Annotated in this window: 14 protein-coding genes; 6 read left to right on the top strand and 8 right to left on the bottom strand. The window is 61.1% G+C overall.

What is annotated here, in order from left to right:
• Positions 1 to 2: 2 nt before the first annotated feature.
• The 4 genes from DHV10_RS19310 to DHV10_RS27285 are packed head-to-tail and all read right to left on the bottom strand — an operon-like array spanning position 3 to position 5694.
• Complete coding sequence (locus DHV10_RS19310) at positions 3 to 1898, bottom strand: glycosyltransferase family protein (protein ID WP_109488028.1); 1896 nt, start codon at positions 1896 to 1898, stop codon at positions 3 to 5.
• Positions 1895 to 4411 carry a penicillin acylase family protein gene (locus DHV10_RS19315; RefSeq protein WP_109488029.1) on the bottom strand — a complete coding sequence of 839 codons (2517 nt, stop codon included), beginning with the start codon at positions 4409 to 4411 and terminating at the stop codon, positions 1895 to 1897. The genes DHV10_RS19310 and DHV10_RS19315 overlap by 4 nt, the downstream gene beginning before the upstream one ends.
• A 56-nt stretch (positions 4412 to 4467) precedes the next feature.
• The gene (locus DHV10_RS19320; protein WP_109488030.1) at positions 4468 to 5403 is read right to left on the bottom strand and encodes a GntR family transcriptional regulator; all 936 of its coding nucleotides are present in this window, start codon (positions 5401 to 5403) and stop codon (positions 4468 to 4470) included.
• Entirely contained in the window at positions 5404 to 5694 is a 291-nt protein-coding gene (locus DHV10_RS27285; protein WP_162601686.1) for a hypothetical protein, read from the bottom strand.
• 6 nt (positions 5695 to 5700) lie between these two features.
• Between DHV10_RS27285 and DHV10_RS19325 the strand changes: the two genes are divergently transcribed.
• The 3 genes from DHV10_RS19325 (at position 5701) to DHV10_RS27290 (ending at position 8465) form a co-directional block, all read left to right on the top strand.
• The gene (locus DHV10_RS19325; protein ID WP_162601687.1) at positions 5701 to 6885 is read left to right on the top strand and encodes an alpha/beta hydrolase family protein; all 1185 of its coding nucleotides are present in this window, start codon (positions 5701 to 5703) and stop codon (positions 6883 to 6885) included.
• A 151-nt stretch (positions 6886 to 7036) separates the two neighbouring features.
• The gene (locus DHV10_RS19330) at positions 7037 to 8314 is read left to right on the top strand and encodes an ABC transporter permease (RefSeq protein WP_109488032.1); all 1278 of its coding nucleotides are present in this window, start codon (positions 7037 to 7039) and stop codon (positions 8312 to 8314) included.
• Positions 8307 to 8465, top strand: a complete 159-nt coding sequence (locus tag DHV10_RS27290; protein WP_162601688.1) for a hypothetical protein — start codon at positions 8307 to 8309, stop codon at positions 8463 to 8465. The genes DHV10_RS19330 and DHV10_RS27290 overlap by 8 nt, the downstream gene beginning before the upstream one ends.
• A gap of 27 nt (positions 8466 to 8492) precedes the next feature.
• Here DHV10_RS27290 and DHV10_RS19335 read toward each other — a convergent pair whose 3' ends face one another.
• Together DHV10_RS19335 and DHV10_RS19340 are read right to left on the bottom strand one after the other, a co-directional pair.
• Entirely contained in the window at positions 8493 to 8858 is a 366-nt protein-coding gene (locus DHV10_RS19335; RefSeq protein WP_109488033.1) for a hypothetical protein, read from the bottom strand.
• Between the two features lie 54 nt (positions 8859 to 8912).
• Positions 8913 to 11912 carry a VWA domain-containing protein gene (locus DHV10_RS19340; RefSeq protein ID WP_162601689.1) on the bottom strand — a complete coding sequence of 1000 codons (3000 nt, stop codon included), beginning with the start codon at positions 11910 to 11912 and terminating at the stop codon, positions 8913 to 8915.
• A gap of 336 nt (positions 11913 to 12248) precedes the next feature.
• Here DHV10_RS19340 and DHV10_RS19350 point away from each other — a divergent pair, with 336 nt between their 5' ends.
• The gene (locus DHV10_RS19350; protein ID WP_109488036.1) at positions 12249 to 13076 is read left to right on the top strand and encodes an isocitrate lyase/PEP mutase family protein; all 828 of its coding nucleotides are present in this window, start codon (positions 12249 to 12251) and stop codon (positions 13074 to 13076) included.
• A gap of 23 nt (positions 13077 to 13099) precedes the next feature.
• On the opposite strand, the gene DHV10_RS19355 is transcribed toward DHV10_RS19350, so the two are convergent.
• Positions 13100 to 13705 (bottom strand): TetR/AcrR family transcriptional regulator, encoded by a 606-nt coding sequence (locus DHV10_RS19355; protein ID WP_109488037.1) that lies wholly within the window; start codon positions 13703 to 13705, stop codon positions 13100 to 13102.
• 77 nt (positions 13706 to 13782) lie between these two features.
• Between DHV10_RS19355 and DHV10_RS19360 the strand changes: the two genes are divergently transcribed.
• On the top strand, positions 13783 to 14976 hold the full coding sequence (locus DHV10_RS19360) for a serine hydrolase domain-containing protein (protein WP_204101474.1): 1194 nt from the start codon (positions 13783 to 13785) through the stop codon (positions 14974 to 14976).
• Between the two features lie 38 nt (positions 14977 to 15014).
• Complete coding sequence (locus DHV10_RS19365; RefSeq protein WP_239461937.1) at positions 15015 to 15575, top strand: dihydrofolate reductase family protein; 561 nt, start codon at positions 15015 to 15017, stop codon at positions 15573 to 15575.
• Positions 15576 to 15637: 62 nt separating this feature from the next.
• Here the strand turns inward: DHV10_RS19365 and DHV10_RS19370 are convergent, their stop codons facing one another.
• The gene (locus DHV10_RS19370; RefSeq protein WP_162601690.1) at positions 15638 to 17941 is read right to left on the bottom strand and encodes a DUF3300 domain-containing protein; all 2304 of its coding nucleotides are present in this window, start codon (positions 17939 to 17941) and stop codon (positions 15638 to 15640) included.
• Between the last annotated feature and the right edge of the window lie 426 nt (positions 17942 to 18367).

The raw sequence follows: 18367 nt of genomic DNA on the forward strand, positions 1-18367 counted from the left end.
GTTCACAGGGAGACCTTGGGAGGCGGAGCGCTGGGTGAGGAAGCTCTTCGCTCTGCGATGTAAAGCGCGGCGAGGAGCAGGAGTGAGAGGAGGCTGAGCCAGCGGCCAATGATGACGTCGCGCGTCGTGGTCCAGTCGATGGCGAGGTCTACATGACCTTGCGGGACGGGGACGGCCATCATGCCGTCATCGCGTTGCGGCAGGGGCGTGAGGGTTGGGTTGGCGCCGAACGCGAGCAGTCGGTCGTTGACGCGGACCTGCCAGGCGGCGTAGTCGCGGAGGTGCAGGATCAGGAAGCCGGCGTGGGGAATGTCGGCGACAATCTTGCGATGTTCGGGGTCAACCGAGCCCTCATTGCGAAACCACGAGTAAGTCGCGTCGCAGTGGCCGTTCGCCGGATCCCACTCGGGTACGGTGCCGTCCTGCGAAGCCGGTGCGAGGACAGTTGTTGCGTTCGCAACCAGGCATGCGTCCGGAACGCCAATGGGAACAATGGAGTTGTCGGCGCGCGGAGGGGCGTACTCGTCGACACCTTCGAAACCCTGGCCGCTGCGGTAGGCGGAGAGCATGCCGGAGACTCGATCTTCTGCGTCGCAGCCCTGGTGAAAGATCTGGAGCGATGCCGCGGTGGTACCGAGAAACAGCAGCGTGCAACCCGCAACCACGAGGTTGCGAAAGAGGAGACGCGTTGGCCAGAGTGCGGCGGCAAAGAAGATGCCGGTTGGGGCTTCGAGAGCGACGAGCCACCGCCAGGGGAATTGAAGGAAGCGGAGCTTGGGTAGGGCGTTCCAGATGGGCAGCGAGACGGGGAGCTGGAGAAAGAGGATGGCGACGGGGATGAGAGCGAGGGGGATCCAGAGAGTTCGGTCTTTAGGCAGCTTGCCGCGGCGCCCTGCGATGAAGACACCGAGCAGGGTGATGGCGAGCATGATGACGGCGATGATGGAGACGCGCATGAGCTCGACATCGTGCAGTTCTAGATTTGGGTTGGCGTGGCGCGCGAAGAGGAAGCTGTTTTCAATGGCGAGGCCGGGGTCGTCAACTGCCTGGCGGATTTGCACCCAGCGCTGCTCGACGGCTGCGGGAACGAGATAGAGCGCGAAGAGACCGATGCCCAGTGCTGCTGCGATGGTGGCGCGGAGGATTGGAGACCAGGAGCGGCGGATCAGTGCGAGGACGAGTGCGATGGCGGCGAGCAGATAGCTGGCCATCACACCGAGTGGAGCATTGGAGAGCCATGCGCCGGCAACGACGAGCGCGAGAAGGAAACCGGAGCCATTGAGAGCGCGGCGGAATACGGGTGCCTGCGAGTTGCCGTCGCGGAGGATGAGGAGGAGAAGCAGCGGGATCCAGAAGCCGCCGGCGAGTTCGCCGAAGGCGGAGCGCTCGTAGGCGGTGAACATTGAGTAGCCGGAAAAGAGTGCGGCGCAGCCGGCGAGCGTGGCGGGGCCGTCGGAGAGGCCGAACTGGCGGGCCAGTGCGCGGGTGGCGAGTCCAGTAAGCGCGAGGAAGGAGCAGAGGATCGCGAGTTGGACGCCTTTCCAGGGGAAGATGGTGCCGAATGCAGCGCCGAGCATCCACGTGAGCGGCGGATAGAAGACGAAGCGCGGTTCTCCTGCGCCCCAGTTAGGGCTGGGAGCCCAGTGCGGGTAGAAGAGGCCGTGACGCCATGCGGCCTGTGCGTCTATCCACGAGGCTAGGTGGAAGTCGAAGTCGTGGCCGCAGGAGTTGCCCCAGATGAGGTCGGGGGTGGTGGCGATAAAGGCCGCGAAACAGATGATGAGGGGGCCGAGGAAACGCTGAACGACATTCCGACCATTGAAATCTCTCCCAGGTCCCCAAGTGCGAGGGACCTGGGGCACCCGGTCGTTGGTGGGGTCTGATCCCGGCGTGTTCATGGAAGAAGGCGCAGAGTGTGTTGGGTGTCGGCGGTGACGGCCGCGGGCGTGAAGGGGAGCGCGAAGGTGCGGCCGTTGTAGTAGTCGCTCCACTGATCGCGATAGTAGGGGCTGTAGACGTTGCCGCTTTCGCCGAGGACGATGTTCTCGGTTGAGCCGTCGATGTTGCTCCAATCCATGGTGAAGCGCTGCGACGGACCGAAGGACTCGCCGACCTGCTTCACGGTGATGGTGTCTCCGCTGAGCGGCTGGCGGCCTGTGCCGGCGGTGCGGCCGATGAAGGGTAGGAAACCTGCGAGCGGATGTTCGATGTCGACGACGTGCCAGCTGCCGTAGGTCCACTTGCCGAGGTCAGAGGGAACGTTGTTGTCTTTGAGAACGCGGCGGAGTGCGTAAGTAAGGAGTGCGTCCCAGTCCTTGTAGTCGGGCGGGAGCCAGTCGGGGCTGGCGTGCATCACGATTTCTTCAAAGGCGAAGTTCGATTCGGACCACTGGTAGAGCTTGGAGAGATCTTTGCCGAGCTTCGGTTCGAGCAGCATAGGGCGCAGGGCGTAGCGCGTGTTGACTTCGATCGATGCGGCGACGGAGTCGGTGGTGAGGCGTCCATCCCAGTTGCGCAGCAGGTCGGCGGCCTGGCGGAGCCGCGCGTCGGCCTCTGATGAGTGATCGATGGCGGTGGCGAGACGGTGCGCGAGTTGCTGGTCCGCTTCGCTGTAGATGTCGGTTTGCACGGCGAGCATGTCGGCGGGAGTTAGGTGATCACGGCCCTGGAGAAGTTTGTAGATGCGCTCGGCCCGGTAGGGATCGGCCCACTCGTTTGTGAGCGGGTACTTCGATTTGACGGACGTGACACGCGAATTGGCGGTGGCGAGAAAGCCGGAGGGCGGGTCGAAGGCGTTGGGCAGGTCGTCAAACGGCATGTAGCCTTGCCACTCGTGCTTCGCATCGCCGATGGGAACGCTGGAGATGTCTGCGGGGCGGATAGGCAACCTTCCGATTGCGTGATAGCCGATGTGGCCCTGGTCGTCAGAGTAGACGACGTTCTGCGAGGGCCAGGACCACTGCTTGAGTGCGGCGCTGAAGTCGGTCCAGTTGGATGCGGTGTTGATGGCGTAGAGCGGGATCGAATTCAGAGACGGATCATAGAGGTTCCATTTGAGCGCGATGGGACGTGGGTCTTTGGTGAAAATGGGATCGATCAGTGGGCCATGGTCAGTAAGGCGCACATCGTAGTGGACGTCTCGAGCGCCACGTACGCGGATGAGTTCGCGATCGATGGTGAGCGGATGCCACTGTGCGTCTGCGCCTTCGTATTTGTCGGTCTGGACATTCTCGATATAGAGGTCCTGCACGTCGGCGTAGAGAGCGGTGAATCCCCAGGCGACGTGTTCGTTGTGTCCGGCAATGACGAAGGGCATGCCGGGGAGCGTGACGCCGGCTGCGTGAAAGCCGGGGGCGCGCAGGTCGGCCATGTACCAGATGTTCGGCTCGTTGAGACCGAGGTGCATGTCGTTCGAGAGCAGAGGCTTTCCGCTGGCGGTGTGCGCGCCGGAGATGACCCAGTTGTTGGAACCGGGAGTGCAGTCGGGGCAGCGGCCGTGGTCGAGGAGAGAAGAGAGTTTGCGGACGTCGGCTATGTTGGATTCCCATCCATGCGCTGGGACATCCGATGAGTTTGTCAGGTCGGCAATTGTGCGCTCGTCATCATCGTCCGCGCTGGCTGCGGGTTGTGGATGCGGCTCGGCGCTGTTGATCAGTTCTCCGGTTGGCGGATGATCACGCCAGGAGCCGACGGGGTAGAGGTCCGACTCGAGCTTCGGGTTGTTTAGCTGCGCGGAGATTCGGCCGCGAGCGAGCTTTGTGTACCAGTGGGTGTCGAGCATGTCGACCATCATCATGCCGATGGAGATGGAGTCGACGCCGGACCACGGCTGGGGTTTGTAGTGGAGCATGCGGAACTCGGGGGGGAGCGAGTCCTGATGCTGCGCGATGTAGATGTTGACGCCGCGCGCGTAGGCGTCGAGACGGGCGCGCTCGTCGGGCGGGAGGTTTCCATAGATGCGGTGCGCGACGTTGCGGAACTGAAGGACGCGCTGCATCTTGTCGTGGCGCACGAGGGAGGGGCCCATGAGTTCGGCGAGCTCGCCGTTCGCGGTGCGGCGGTAGGCGTCCATCTGCCAGAGGCGGTCCTGCGCGGTGATGTAGCCCTGGGCGACGAACATGTCCTCCTGCGATGCGGCACTGATGTGGGGAACGCCATGCTGATCGCGTTGGACGATGACGGGAGCGGCAGGGCCCTGAATGCCCTGCGCGGCGAGATGGATTTCGCCATCGAGTTGGGGCAGGGCTGCCTTCGCGGCGCTGCGAAGCCAGACGACGAAGATGGCAACGAGGAGAACAAGTGTGGTCAGAAACCAGAAGCCGCCGATGAGGACGATGCGCGGCCAGCGGCGACGTGCGGATCGGCGATCCGTCGGTTCAAGAACTTGTTCCCGATCGGCAGGCGGAGGCATGATCTAGAACAGGATAACGCTGACCCCAATTGTGTCGTCTGAAGGAGCCACATGTGCTACTCGGTGGGCGAGGTCATCAGCACTTCTTCGCGTTTGCGGAGTTCCGCGATGGCAGTGTCGCGGAGAAGGCGGAAGACGATTGGGTGCGAGCCTTCGGGCAGATCGTGTTCGATGGCCGCGTCGCACACGACAGCTCGGGCGGTGTTGAGGCCGCGTTTCCAGCCGGGCTTTGCGGCGTCTCGAACAAGGAGGCACTCAGTCGAGAAGCCGGCGGCGACGAGCATGGTTTGCGCGATGCGCTGGAAGTCTGACCACCGCGAGGCGATGCCGATGAGGTCACTTGAGTGTGCGGGCATGTAGCGCTGCAGGTACGACTGCAGTTCGGGGGAGACAGGATGAATCTGAAGGGTCGCGAGTTCTTTTCCCGCGGGCAGCAGCTTGCGGACCTGGGCGGCCTTGCTGGGAAGGACCGTAGGCATGGAGCCGTCAAGGATCGTCGGCGTTGCGCACTCATCGAGCCCACAGCCGAGGACGGGCAGTGAGAGGGCCTGTTCCATTTCGCAGAGGACGATGCGGCGCAGTTCGGGGTCGGGTTCGATGAGCAGCCAGCGCGCCGGCGGTTCGAGCGCGAGCCAGCGGCGGAGGCGCGATTTGATCAGGGCTTCAGAGGCGCCGAGCTTGCGGGCGCGTGCGGCGAGATCGCCAATCATCTGATCGATGGCGATCTCGGGGGTGAGCGGCGCTTCCGGCCGCGTGGAGCGGACGAAAACTCCGCTGCCGTGGCGCATCTCGACCCAGCCCTCGTCTTCAAGTTGTTTGTAGGCGACGCTGGCGGTGTTGGCGTGAATGCCGAAGCGACGGGAAAGATCGCGGGTGCTGGGCAGGCGCTGGCCGGGGGCGAGTTCCTTCGAAAGAATGCCGAGCACCACCTGCGTGATGAGCTGCTCGCGCAGGGAGACTTCGGCGGTGCGGTTGAGCCAAAGGCGCATCATCTACCAACGCGACATCATCTGCATAGCCTCAGCTGTAGACATTTTGATCTCCCTGGGGCGCCGGCTATGGAGGAACAACAGCCAGGCGAGAAGCAGCAGCACCACAGGGATGACGAGGAGGCTGCCTTCGGGGCCGTCTGCTCCGCCGCTCCAGAGGGGGTTGCCCATGGGCTTGGTGGAGAAGAGATGGCCGGGAGCGACAAATCCGCTATCGGCAGTGCCATAGAAGTAGGTTTCGGCCCAGTCCCAGGCGGCGTGGCAGCCGATGGCCCGGATGGACGCTGGATCCACTTCGCAGTGAACGCCGCGAATGGCTCGATCGAGGGCAACTATCGTGACGTGCAAGGAAGGCTGTACCGGATGAACCCGGAGTCCGGAAAAATCGAGCGGCTGGGATCGTCGTTCGACGGATCTTTCGATCAGTATGTGCTGCTGGCGGACGGACGCGAAGTGGCAGTGGGTCTGAAGGGCACAGAGGCGCAGCTATACCTCATTGAGGGAGACAGGGCCACCAAACTGGCTGGGCTCGCTGGTACCTACGCGGGACTGGTTTCGGCCAAGGGAGCGAACTCCCTGCTCGTTCAATTTTCGACGATCAACAATCCCCAACAGGTCTACCTGATGACCGATCCGCAGCAGCCATTCAACTTGAAGAAGCTGACCGACTTCAATCCTCTGTTTGCAGAGCGCGCGCAGCCGGAATGGCAGCCCTACACATGGAAAGCGGATGACGGCCAGAGTGTCGAGGGCGTGCTGATCTTCCCTCCCGGCGAGAAGGGCGCGAAGCATCTGCGGATGTTCACCTTCATACATGGAGGTCCGGCGGATGCGGATGGCAACCGCTTCGGCGCCAACTGGTATGACTGGGCGACGCTGGCCGCCTCTGATGGCTGGCTCGTGTTTCGGCCGAACTATCGGGGATCGAGCGGGTATGGAGACGAATTCATGCTCGGGATCGCTCCGCATCTCGTGTCGAAGCCGGGACGCGACATTCTCGCCGGAGTCGATGCACTTGTGAAGGACGGGTATGCCGATCCGAACCATCTTTCGATTGGCGGGTACAGCTATGGCGGGTACATGACGAACTGGCTGATCACGCAGACCACGCGCTTCAAGTCGGCTGTGACCGGCGCAGGAGCCGTCGAGCACGCGGCCAACTGGGGCAACGACGACATGACCTGGGACGACGCGTGGTACCTGGGCGGACGGCCCTGGGAGAATCCGCAGCTCTACCAGTCTGAGGCCGCTTTGTTCCAGTTCAATAAAGTTAGAACGCCAACGCACCTGGTCCAGGGCGGCGCGGATATTCGCGTTTCGTACGTCGAGGGCGAGACAATGGAGCGCGCACTGCAGTCGCTTGGAATTCCGCACACGTTCCTGGTCCTGCCGGGCGAGGGGCACGGCCTGGGCAAGAATCCCTGGCATGGGTACATCAAGGTACGTGAAGAGCTGAAGTGGCTGGACAAGTACGATAAGCAGTAGGGCTATGACAACTTTGGCCAACGCCAAGCGAAAGCAAACTGCGGCCATGCAGGCGCATCGCACAACCGGGTATGCGGCTGCGCCCACGCGCCAACCGTCGATTCTGTTGAAGCTGAGTTGCTGAGGAGCGCATCCTATCCTGTAGGAAAGAATGAATCCAGTCCTCGACCAGGCTCGTCACAACTCGTTCCAGGAAACGCTGCTGAGCGCTCGCCGCACCATGATGCTGAGCGAGATCCTGAAGCTCGCGATTGACAGCTTCGCTGCCAGCAAGCTGCGTTTTGCGTTGACAGCTCTGGGCATGGTAATCGGCACGGCTTCGGTCATCCTGGTGGTAACGATCGGGCTCACGGGGCGACAGTTCATTCTGAATGAGATTCAGAAGATCGGCACAAATCAGGTCGAAGTCGAATACTCCGGCGGGGGAGCGGTAGGCGCGGAGAAAGTGTCATACAACGACTTCCTCACTCGCGACGACGAAAGAGCCGTTCTTGCTCAGGTTCCGAGTGTGGTGGCCTCATCCCCGGTGTTGGAATCACACGATCGCATCAGCTTCGGCGGGGGCGTGGTCAAGGACACACTGGTGCTTGGCGTGAGCCCGCAGTACCGCGACGTACGCAATCTCATCGTGCTTACCGGTCGCTTCTTCGACGAGCAGGACGAAAATGCACACATCAAGTGCGCGGTTGTGACCGTTCCATTTGCGCGGGAGATGTTCGGCAGTTCCGAAGAGGCAGTCGGAAAGCAGTTCGCGATCCAGGGAATTCCGTTCACGATCATCGGAACCTTCAAGGAGAGCGTCGATACGTTCGGCGAAACGGAGATCGCCGACCAGACGATTCTGATTCCGTTCTCTGTGGCGCGCTACATTACCGGAACCGACAACGTGAAGCAGATCTACTTCACGATCCGCAGCATGGATGAGGTGCCCGACGCTACGCGAGAGATACAGAGCATCATTCAGTCACGGCACCGTCCGAATTCCGTCTACAAAACCTTCGACCTCCGCGAATTGCTTGCCATGGCGGATCGAATCTCAATTGCCCTGATCGCCGTACTGGTGATGGTCGCTGCCGTCACGCTTGCGGTAGGCGGTGTTGGCATCATGAACATCATGCTTGCCAACGTGCGCTCGCGCATCCGCGAGATCGGTATACGCAAGGCGCTCGGCGCAACGTATCGCGAGATCAAGCTCCAGTTCCTGGCGGAGGCGGTTATCATCTCGCTCGCGGGTGGCCTGGTCGGCTGTTTCGTTGGCTTAGCAGTGCCGCTCGCCATCCGGTTGTTCTCGGATTATCCCCTGCCGATCTCGATGTGGTCGGTAGTGATCGCGTTGGCAGCTGCGACAGCGGTAGGTGTCGTATTCGGAACTGTGCCCGCAACACGCGCGGCACAGATGGACCCGGTGGAGTCCTTGAAGTATGAGTGATGAGAAAAGACCGAAACCCGGCCAGAGCAACGATCCCGAAGCACCAATGCAAGGCGTCAATTTGAAGCTGATTTACAGCCTGATTGCGCTCGCAATCCTGGCGGCAATTGCAGTAGCGTTTCTCATTGTGCTGCCGTTCTACCGCCACTAGGCCCGTGCCTGTTCGGAACGGAGTCCTTCACTTCCTGCGGACCGGTTCGCCTTCGATGACGGGAGCCGGATACCGGGACGGCTCGTTCGCTTCGATGTGCTTCGACTTCCGCCAAACGTTGCCCACCGCCAGACTCCAGAGCGGGACGAAATCTACGCCGGGCACGAGTTTGCCAATGAAGGAAGGCGCAAACTCCCAATGCCAGCCAAGCAGATACGTCAGAATTCCAGCCATCGCCAGATCAAGGACATCGTCGACTGGAGAGACCCCGCCTTCAATGAAGAGTGGGAAGAGGGCCATTTGCAGAATATCGGCAACGACGGCAAGGGCCATCGCTGCGCGCATCTTCATTCCCGAGGAGACTGTGATTCCACCTGTTTCTACTGCGACCATGGCAGCGAGACCTCCACTCCTCGATTATCGGCCTTTCTGACATGCAATGCCACTTCAGCGAGCAGCTACAAGCGCGCGAGACGGCACCGTAATGGACCCTATGCGGCCGGAGGTGACGTCAACCACCACCACGCGTAGTGAGCCCTCCATCTGCTTAGACTCGATCCGTTGGTCGAACGTGAGCCCCTGCGTCATTGCGCGTTGATACGTGTTGGGCTTGAGGTGAAGCCCGACTGTGAGGCCGGAGACCTTGGCGCGAAGAGATTCCTGGTCTCTCTGCACGAGGAAGATATCGAGTTTGCCGGCCCAGACCGCGTTCTGCTGCTTGAGCGCCAGATCCGACCCGGCGACTGTGACCCGGAGGGCTTCGCCTTCGGTGTCGCTGACGAGCTTTGCTGTCACTCCGATTTCGCTCGCATCGACCGGCTGCCAGACCGTTTGCGCGAATCGTTCCTTGAGATTGGCGGCCTCCCTGTCGTATTGATAACCGGAGCGGAACCGGAGTGTCGCATCGCGATGGCCGACCAATTTCACAGTTAGCATGTGGTACTGATTATCCGCGGGCTGGCTTGGGGAGAAGCCGAGCAGATACGTCGCGTGGCCGTCTGCCACAACGGCATTGAGTTCGCCGATGATGTTACCGGAGCGTCGGAACGTATGGCCACCGGTTGCATCGGCTACTTCGCGAAAAACGCCCTGGATGGAATGAATGTCCTGCTCGAGCGAGGCGGCGAGCCGACTGCCGTTGCCAAAGTTGCGGTTCTGGATAAGGGGATTTGTGTCAACTCCAGCCTTTTCCTCCGTTCCCTCCAATTCGCGTTCAAGAAAGGGAGGACGTTGATACGTTGGCGTGAGTTCAACGTTTCGGCGACCAATGTCGGCGGTCACGACGTTTGCTTCAAGCCGCGAAGCATCGAGCGGATAGATGCTCACGTGCGCGTTGTTCAGAGCCTCCTGCGCGCGCAGAGCGATGGGTTCGATGTATTTGCTGCCCTTGTCGATGTTGTAGGAAAGCTTGTTCCAGTCCGCGAGCGCGTTGTCGCTCGTGACCCAGATCAGATTCTTGTGGCCTGGTACCGCGGCGAGATGGTGCGCCACTTCGACGAGAAGCCCGAGCGCATTCGGGCCAGGGCGGCTGCCGAGCTCACGCAGCTTGGGGTCCTGCGCCTCCTGCTGCGTAGCCGAATCCATCGTGTAGTTTCCATTCACGCTCAAGTGATCTTCCGGACTCCGCACCGTTTCGATCTGCTGCCGGTTGCGCTTCTCTTCATCCTGCGCATTGGCTACGTCCTGTCCATCAGGTTTCCAGTGCGCGAGTTGCTCAGCCAGTGCCTCGTGATCGGTGGTCGCTTCGTGGAGAACCAGGTAACTGTGGTACCGCATCACGTAAAGAGCTACCCGTTCGCTCGGCGCGACGGTCCGCAAAAAACGCAGCATCTGCTGGCGTGCGTCAGTGAAGTCACCAAAGCTGAGGTTGCTCGGATCGATGAGAAGGACAACAGAGCTTTCCTGGGTTCGCGCCTGCAGATCCGGCGCAGCGTGATTTGAAAACTCGGCCTTGAAAGGAGTTGAACTAGCTGCGGCTTGTTTCGGGACCGCTTCTGCAGTGGTCTGCATGAATGACCGCACGTCCTGCGTCACGCCGTTGTCGTAGACCTCGAAGTCCTGCGGCCTGAGATCGGTAATTGGATGGCCTTTCTTGTCGAGTGCAACGACATTCACATCGACCAGACGTGTATTCACGCGGAGGGTAGCTTCGGCTGACTGAGGCCCGTCCGCATTTGGATCGGGTATCTGCTCCGGACGGTCGGGTAGACGTGCGGCTTTTGCAGTCGAGATCTCCTGCGTATCGCCCTCGGGTGCTGGAGTTGCCTGATCGGAACTCGCGGCCACCACCGCAGCCGAAGGTTTCGCGCTGTCTGAAAGTTCTTCTTCCGCTGGCAGCATCTCGGCAGGATCAGGCTGAGGCAAAGTTGCGTCCGGAGCAAGTCCCGCAGCGCGCTCCTCATCGGCGCTGAGAAGACGCGCGTCGGAGCGGAAGAGATGGTATTGCGAGAAGCTAACATCGTTAAGCAGGAGTTGCTCGGGTCCCATCACCGTCCACGATCGGCCGGTAGAATCCTGGGTTTTGCGTAGAGTTTGTGCGAGCGATATCGACACGCTACGCGTCGGACAGACGTAGATAGAGCCGCCGAGCTCGACTGGACCGTACTCGACAACAAGAGCCGCGCGAGAGATTGGCTCGCCCTTTTCAAGTTCCGCCTCGATGCTGAGGCGCTCGATCACGCCCGTAGCGGGATCGACCGCGATCTCGCCGCGGTAGGCGCTCATCTCAGAGAAGGGTTTGCTCTCCAGGCCGAACGAAGACGCTACACAACAGTAGCGGACCTCATAATGCGATCGCGCTTTGGGCACTTCGTAACGGAAGACGGCTGCATTGCCCGATCCAGCGCGTTCCCACCGGGCGAACGAAAGCTTGTTCTGGGCCGCGTCAACGAGGACGAGACCGAGGATCGGCCCGAATGTTCCCCAGGTGCGAAGTCCGGCTTCATTGGACTTGGCGGCTTCCGGAATCTGAGCGTTCACTTTGAAGAGGCCGGGCTCGACAACCTCTTCGCCGTTACGATACAGAACAGCATTTCTGGAGATGCGAACAGGGCGCAGGGAATCAGTATCTGCCCAGGAACCAGAGCGGGTAGCGGACGGATCATCCTCGAAGTGCGTGACCGTTCTTGAGGCATAGAACCGGGGCAGCTGGGGAATGGATTTGCCGACGTACTTTGCGACCAAATTCATGATGCGGCGCTGTTCGGCAATGTCGGGCACGGCGGTCGCGGCAAGCTCTTCCTGTGGCGGCGAAAGAAAAGCGGAGCGATCCGCCAGTCCGATAAGAGCCCGCACGGAACGAGCGCCGGGAAGTGATGGCGTCCAGTGCTGAAGACGCGTGGTGCTGAAGCGCTCAGTCAGCTCAAGCGCTGAAAGACGCGAGGCCAAACCATTGTCTGGTTCCGCGCCTGCTTTCGCGAGAATGGTTTCGAGCTGCGACACACTCACGCGTTCGCCTGCTTGAGCAGCAGGAGTCAAAGAGAGAGCGAGTAAGAGTAGTGCTCCGGTGCGGATCATCCCGTGCCTCCAGAAGCGCAAAAGACTGCAAAGATATCGAAATCGAATTGCCGGTCTGGCGGGGTCTTTGTACGCAGAACGCGCGAACGGGTTCCAGATCGTGCCTTGGCCTGCAATTGTATGCCGATCAGCAAAGGCTTTTCACGCGCAAAAGATGCGAGACGATCTGCAGCACTTGGTTTCCGGATTTGCGTTTCCGTTTGGCGCAGGTTTCGAAGCTATGATTCCGAAAAGCGTGCTCTATCCAATTTCGATCCCGGAGTTCCCATGATCAGCCAGGCCGAAAAGGCGGTTCTCTTCCAGAAGCTTCATGAGCGTAATAAGCCGTTTGTCGTTGGTAATCCGTGGGATGCGGGATCGGCGCGTATTCTCACAAGTCTGAAGTACGAAGCGCTTTCGACCACAAGCGCTGGGCTGGCCTTCTCTCTCGGGCGAAAGGATGGAACCGGGGCGGTGAGCAGGGCTGAGGCGCTGAGCAACGCAAGGTGCATCGTAGAGGCTACCGATCTGCCGGTGGCGGCTGACCTGGAAAACGGATATGGACACCGCCCAGAGGATGCGGCAGAGACGATTCGGCTTGCGGCAGAAGCAGGACTCGTCGGCGGATCGATTGAAGATGCCACGGGAACCGGGACGGATCCGATCTACGATTTCGATCATGCTGTTGAGCGGGTTGCCGCAGCAGCGCAGGCGGCGCGTGCGCTTCCCTTCCCGTTTATGTTCGTCGCGCGCGCTGAGAATTACCTGCACGGCCGGCCAGACCTGGACGACACGATTCGACGGCTTCAGGCATACGAGAAGGCAGGTGCCGACGTGCTGTATGCGCCGGGCCTGACATCGGCGGAGGACATCAGAACTGCCTGCTCATCCGTGACGAAGCCGGTGAATGTGCTCATGGGATTGAAAGGTGCAAATCTTCTTACCGTGTCGGAGTTGGGAGAGCTAGGCGCGCGCCGGATCAGCATTGGATCGGGATTCAGCAGAGCTGCGCTTACCGCATTTCTGCATGCTGCTCGCGAAGTGATCGATGAGGGAACGTTCACCTTTGCGGATGATGCGATGTACATATCCGAGTTGATGACAATGTTCCGGTAATCAACCTACTTCCGGGAACAGCCTCATAAAGTCTTCGCAAGAGCCTCGAAGGCCGCTCGGATCACCTTGTCGGAGATGAGCTCGGGAGTCAGGAGCCGCTGAAAGGTAAAGCCTTCGATCATGACGTGCAGCACGCGCACAAACTGGCCAGCCGACATGGGAAGCTGGTCAGGCGCCAAGACAGAGGATATCCACTCTTCGCCGAACGCGTAGCTTTCGCGCGTAACGGCGAGTACGCGCTGGCGCATCTCTTCGTTGCTTATGGCGTAGGCCATGCCGGTGAGTCGACCGACAACGACAGACTCGCGCTCGGAGATTGCCGCAATTGTGGCGTCGGCAACGGCGCGCATCAGGTCGGCAAGCGTCGCTCCTGGTTTTACCTTCGGCTTGATAGGCGCCCAATAGGCCTGCGCGAGGGCGATGAAGAGGTCTTCGCGATTCTTGAAATTGCCGTAGATAGCGCCAGTAGTCATTCCAGCGCGCTCGGCTATAGCTTCGAGGGTTGCGCCGTCGTGGCCTTTTTCCCGGATCAGCTGGCGAGCGGCTTCGAGGAGGGTAGCGCGAGTGCGCTCCCGCTTATCACCTTTAGTTCTGGGCGGCTGAGGGGGCGTTTGCTCGGGTTCGGTCATTTCGCTTGATTTTATAATAGAATTATTTTATATGTAATCTATAAAAAGGAACGATCACAATGCAACGAGATTCTAAGTTGGAACAAATTCTGTGCAAAAGTGTCGCCGAGGGTCAGGTTGCGGGAGCCTCTCTGCTGGTACTGCGCGCGGGACAGACGCACTTTGCCGCTGCCGGCTGGCGCGACATTGAGAGAAAGCTGCCGATCGAACGGGGCACGATCTTCCGGATCGCCTCCATGACCAAGCCGATCACTTCGGTTGCGGCGTTGATTCTGGTGGAGGAGGGGCGCATTGCCCTCGATGAGCCAATCGCGCGCGTTGCGCCCGAGTTCGCGAAAATGCGGGTGCTCCTGAGGCCCGACGGTCCGTTGGACCAGACAGTTGAGGCAAATCGGCAGATCACGTTTGACGATCTGCTGACGCATCGCTCGGGGCTGACGTACGGAGATCCACACCGCAGCCCCCTATCAGCTGCTTATCGTGAGAGGCTCGGCGGAGACATCGACAGTCACGTTGAGCCCGACGAGTGGATCCGCCGCCTTGCAGAGCTGCCCCTTGTTGCGCAGCCGGGAAGCGCCATGTACTACGGGAATTCCACTGACCTGCTGGGTCTGCTGGTTGCGCGGATCGAGGGCCTTCATCTCGGCGAGGTACTGCTACATCGCATCTTTGAGCCGCTCGGAATGACGGACACTGGCTTCTGGGTCCCTCCGGAGAAGCGGGAACGCCGCGCCTCAGCGTACGGTTTCGACGAGCAGGGTCGGCTGATGAAACGTGCAACGTGGGGCGGCGTGGTAGTCGAGGAGCGGCCAAAAGAAATGGCGTACGAGTCGGGCGGGGTGGGGCTGTGGTCTACGCTCGACGACTACTTGAAGTTCGCGCGGCTTTTTCTGGGTGATGGCGCAGTGGATGGAGTTCGCCTGCTTCGGCCTGCGACGTTGCGGAAGATGATGACCAACCAGCTGACGCACGAGCAGCGCGCGAACTCGGTGTTCCTTGGACGCAAACCGTTTGCGGTTGGTCGCGGGTTCGGGTTAGGGGTCTCTGTCGTGCTCGAGCAGGACGAGTCGGACATGTTTCGGCGCGGCAATCCTGGAACCGTAACCTGGCCCGGCGCTTATGGAGGATGGTGGGAGGCTGACCCGACTGACCAATCGGCATTTGTGTTCCTCGCGCACAATATGGCCGATCTCGCGCAGATGGCCCGCGGGATCGGAATCGGAGTGTGGGCGCTGATTGATGATGTGCAGAGGGCGATCGCCCAGTCGTAAGATCCGGAGAGCCTATATCGCTTAGAGGTGCACGAACTGTGACAGAGAACCAAGCTCGCCCCGAGGTGACGCTGCATATTGTCTCGAGCCTGGACGGATTCATTGCGCGGGAAGACAACAGCGTGTCCTGGCTCGAAGACAGCTCAGGCGTGTATGAGGCGGGTGTCTCGATCGCGGAGGAGGAGATAGCCGCCTTTGTGAAAGGCGTGGACTGCTACGTCATGGGTTCACGTACCTACGAACACGCGTTGGAATTGGGCTGGCCTTACGGCGATACTCCCTGCCTGGTGCTCACAAGGCGACGACTGCAGCCGGCCAGACCGAGCGTGGAGTTCCATTCAGGAGACGTGAAGGCCTTTCTCGACACCGAGGTCGCACCAAGGTTCCGAAATGTCTGGATCGTGGGCGGAGCAATACTGTCGCAGAGCTTTCTGGGACGCGGCCTTGTAGACGAGGTCAGGCTGACCATAGCACCGGTGTTGCTGGGCAGCGGCCTGAGATTTGTCGGAAATCTCGTCAACGAGCAGAGGTTGGATTTGCAAAACGTCAGAGCGTACCGGAACGGCTTCGTCGATCTTCACTATTCCGCGCGCGGCTAATCAAAAAGAGAAGAGCGGCAGACTTAGATCGATCTGCCGCTCTTGTGCGAAGGAGTTTTTGATTAGTGGTGATGACCGCCGCCGGAGTGACCGCCGCCGCCGGACGAATGTCCTCCGCCACCCCCGAAAGAATGGCCTCCACCGCCGCCTCCAAAAGAGTGGCCTCCGCCACCACCGAAGGAATGGCTGCTGCCGCCTCCGAAGTGCGAACCACCGCCACCACCCCACGAGCGTCCGCCACCGCCGCCAAAGGGTGAACCGCCTCCACCCCAGGAGTGGCTGCTGTAGCTTGGGGCTTTGGGCGCTCTGAAACCGCCTCCCCCGAAGCTGCCCGAGGAGTGTCCGCCGCCGCCGAAAAAGCCGCCGCTGGACGGTGCTCGAGCTATGCTCGATGATCCGCCGTACCCATTCGAGCGTCCGCCGTAGTTGTAGCCGGAACCCGGAATCCGGTACTGCTGGCCGCCACCCATGCTGGGACGCGAGCCATACATCCCTGGATAGGCGCCACTCTGCCGCCCATAGTTGCCGCCGTAGACATGCTGCGGAGCCGAGTAGCCATAACCTTGATGTCCGACGGACTGGCCACTCCCATATTGCGGCTGCTGCGGACGCCCGATGACTTGGGGAGCGTGATTCCAGGCTTGCTGACCGTATGCCCCATACGGTTGCTGGGGACGCCCGATCGGCTGAGGCCCGTGATTGTAGCCGTGTTGGCCGTACCCGTCGTTGGAACCATTTCCGAACCCTAGAGTCCTGCCATTGGGCACTCGGCTCTCTACTCCGCCGTGGCTGTAAGAGCCTCCGCTCGGCATCCCATATCCGCCGCGTCCGGAGCCTCCATTCTGACCGCCTCCGTTTCGGCCCCAGCTTCCGCCGTTCTGACCGCCGTTCCCGCCTTGGCCGCCGCCATTATGGCCCCACGAGCCGCCGCCATTCTGGCCGCCGGATCCGCCCTGCCCACCGTTGCCGTTATGGCCATAGCCGCCCTGGCCACCGCCGTTGTGGCCCCACGACCCTCCATCGCCCCCGCCGCCGGTGTGGCCCCATGAGCCGCCCTGGCCGCCATAGCCGCCGCGATTACCCCAGCCACTGCCTCCGTCGTGCCCCCCGTTTCGTCCCCAACGACCGCCGTCGTAACCGCCGTGACCCAGACGCTCGCGGTCCAGACCGGAGCGGAAGGTGTGCCCTTCCCATCCGCGGCCACCCCATCCATCGCGCCGGCCCCAACCGCCGCGCTCGCGCCACCGGGCCATTTCGCCGTGATAGCCCCAGTAGCGAGCACCACCGTGCTCAAAGCCCCAATCACGGCCGACAAAACCGTGCGGACACCAGACATCGCCGCCGAAGAAAATTGCGTGAGCGGTCCAGTCGAGACCCCAGCCGAGCCAGCCGAAGGGAAGCGCCGCGAACGCATCAAGGTAAACACCGGAACTCCAGCCAATGTAAGGGCCACCAAATCCACCTACCCAAGCGAAGCTGGGATATGGGTTTAGCGGACGGCCATACACGACCCATGGGTCGTACTGCGGAACGTAGACTACTTCCGGAGTTGGCGGCGCGATCTGGATCTCGCCCTGGTCGACAACAACTTCCTGCTGAGGTGTTTGCTGCAGATTACCGGCAGCCTGAGCGCGACCACGCAGGACCTGGATACTCTGCATTACGTCCTGGGGCTGGTTGTAATAAGCGTTGCCAAGGTCCGTCGTCCACTGCAGGTTCTCCGCGAGCATGTCGAGAACCTGGGGAAAAGCTGTCAGGGCCTTAACACTGGGATCCCACCCGGTCTGGGCGTTTGCCCCGGCTGCGATCTGCTCCGGGGGCGCTCCACCCTGCATGTGCAGCCACTGATCTGCCGATGACACCTCTGCAGGATATGTGGAAGCCGCCAGCACCATCGAGACAAGGTTGTCCGGGTACAGGGCGATCGGCGCGAGCAACTGTTCGAGACGATCGGGAGTGAGGGCCTGCTGTGGCTGATAGTTCGGAGCGGGGCCTTGGTCGGGAACTCCCCAGGTCTGGTCCGAATTCGGGTCTGGAGCAGGCGCGTACGCATACTGCTGCTGATCACTCGGCGCCTGCTGGTACTGCGGCTGTTCGTTTTGCTGAGGATAATCGGGCGGCTGCTCGTACGCGGGCGGCTGCTCCACCTGAGCCTGATCCGACGGCTGCTTGGCGTAGCCGTACGCCTGGTTGGGGTTGTACTGGCCTGTCGAAGTGCCCGGAGAGGACGGGGTCCAGTTGGGAATGGGTGATGGTTGTTGACCACTGCCGTACGAAGAGGCGAGAACCAGGGCGAGGGCAGCGAGCGCCGAGCTGCTCGACTTCCATCGGCGGCTTTGAGCCAGTTGCTGAGTACGTGAAATCAAAGAGCAGGAGACCGTGCGCGGAGAGCTCAAAACCGACAGGGGTGACATTTTCCCTCACAGAATTCGCGCGATGCGCTGGTTCTAGATCGACCGGACCGCCAGCATTGTCGTCGCCGAATGCTCTTGTGCCAAGACTCGGTTACAGCGAACTCAAACCGGACGAGGTACCTAACTAGCAACCCTGGCCGGGAGAGTTAGTTTCGCGAATGTAACAATTTTGTTCGCGCGGCAGGCGGCAGGGCAGATCATGGGCGATCAGTTCCGACACACACCGAACCGGGACGCTTTGTTCCGCCCGAGGCTCTGGCACGAGCCATACGTACCTGGACGCAGCGTCGGCGGGCTCTAGAAAAAGCCTCTCCACTGCGAGTTGGTGAGTCCAATGACAGGCGGCTCCGGCCGCACCGACCCCCACCCAGAAGGACT

The sequence above is a fragment of the Occallatibacter savannae genome (assembly GCF_003131205.1).
Lineage (GTDB): Bacteria > Acidobacteriota > Terriglobia > Terriglobales > Acidobacteriaceae > Telmatobacter > Telmatobacter savannae.

Coding starts and splice junctions, on each gene's coding strand:
- DHV10_RS19320 (WP_109488030.1), bottom strand. CDS start 5,403: ATGATGCGCCTTTGGCTCAACCGCACCGCCGAAGTCTCCCTGCGCGAG.
- DHV10_RS19330 (WP_109488032.1), top strand. CDS start 7,037: ATGAATCCAGTCCTCGACCAGGCTCGTCACAACTCGTTCCAGGAAACG.
- DHV10_RS19310 (WP_109488028.1), bottom strand. CDS start 1,898: ATGAACACGCCGGGATCAGACCCCACCAACGACCGGGTGCCCCAGGTC.
- DHV10_RS19335 (WP_109488033.1), bottom strand. CDS start 8,858: ATGGTCGCAGTAGAAACAGGTGGAATCACAGTCTCCTCGGGAATGAAG.
- DHV10_RS19315 (WP_109488029.1), bottom strand. CDS start 4,411: ATGCCTCCGCCTGCCGATCGGGAACAAGTTCTTGAACCGACGGATCGC.
- DHV10_RS19350 (WP_109488036.1), top strand. CDS start 12,249: ATGATCAGCCAGGCCGAAAAGGCGGTTCTCTTCCAGAAGCTTCATGAG.
- DHV10_RS19355 (WP_109488037.1), bottom strand. CDS start 13,705: ATGACCGAACCCGAGCAAACGCCCCCTCAGCCGCCCAGAACTAAAGGT.
- DHV10_RS27290 (WP_162601688.1), top strand. CDS start 8,307: ATGAGTGATGAGAAAAGACCGAAACCCGGCCAGAGCAACGATCCCGAA.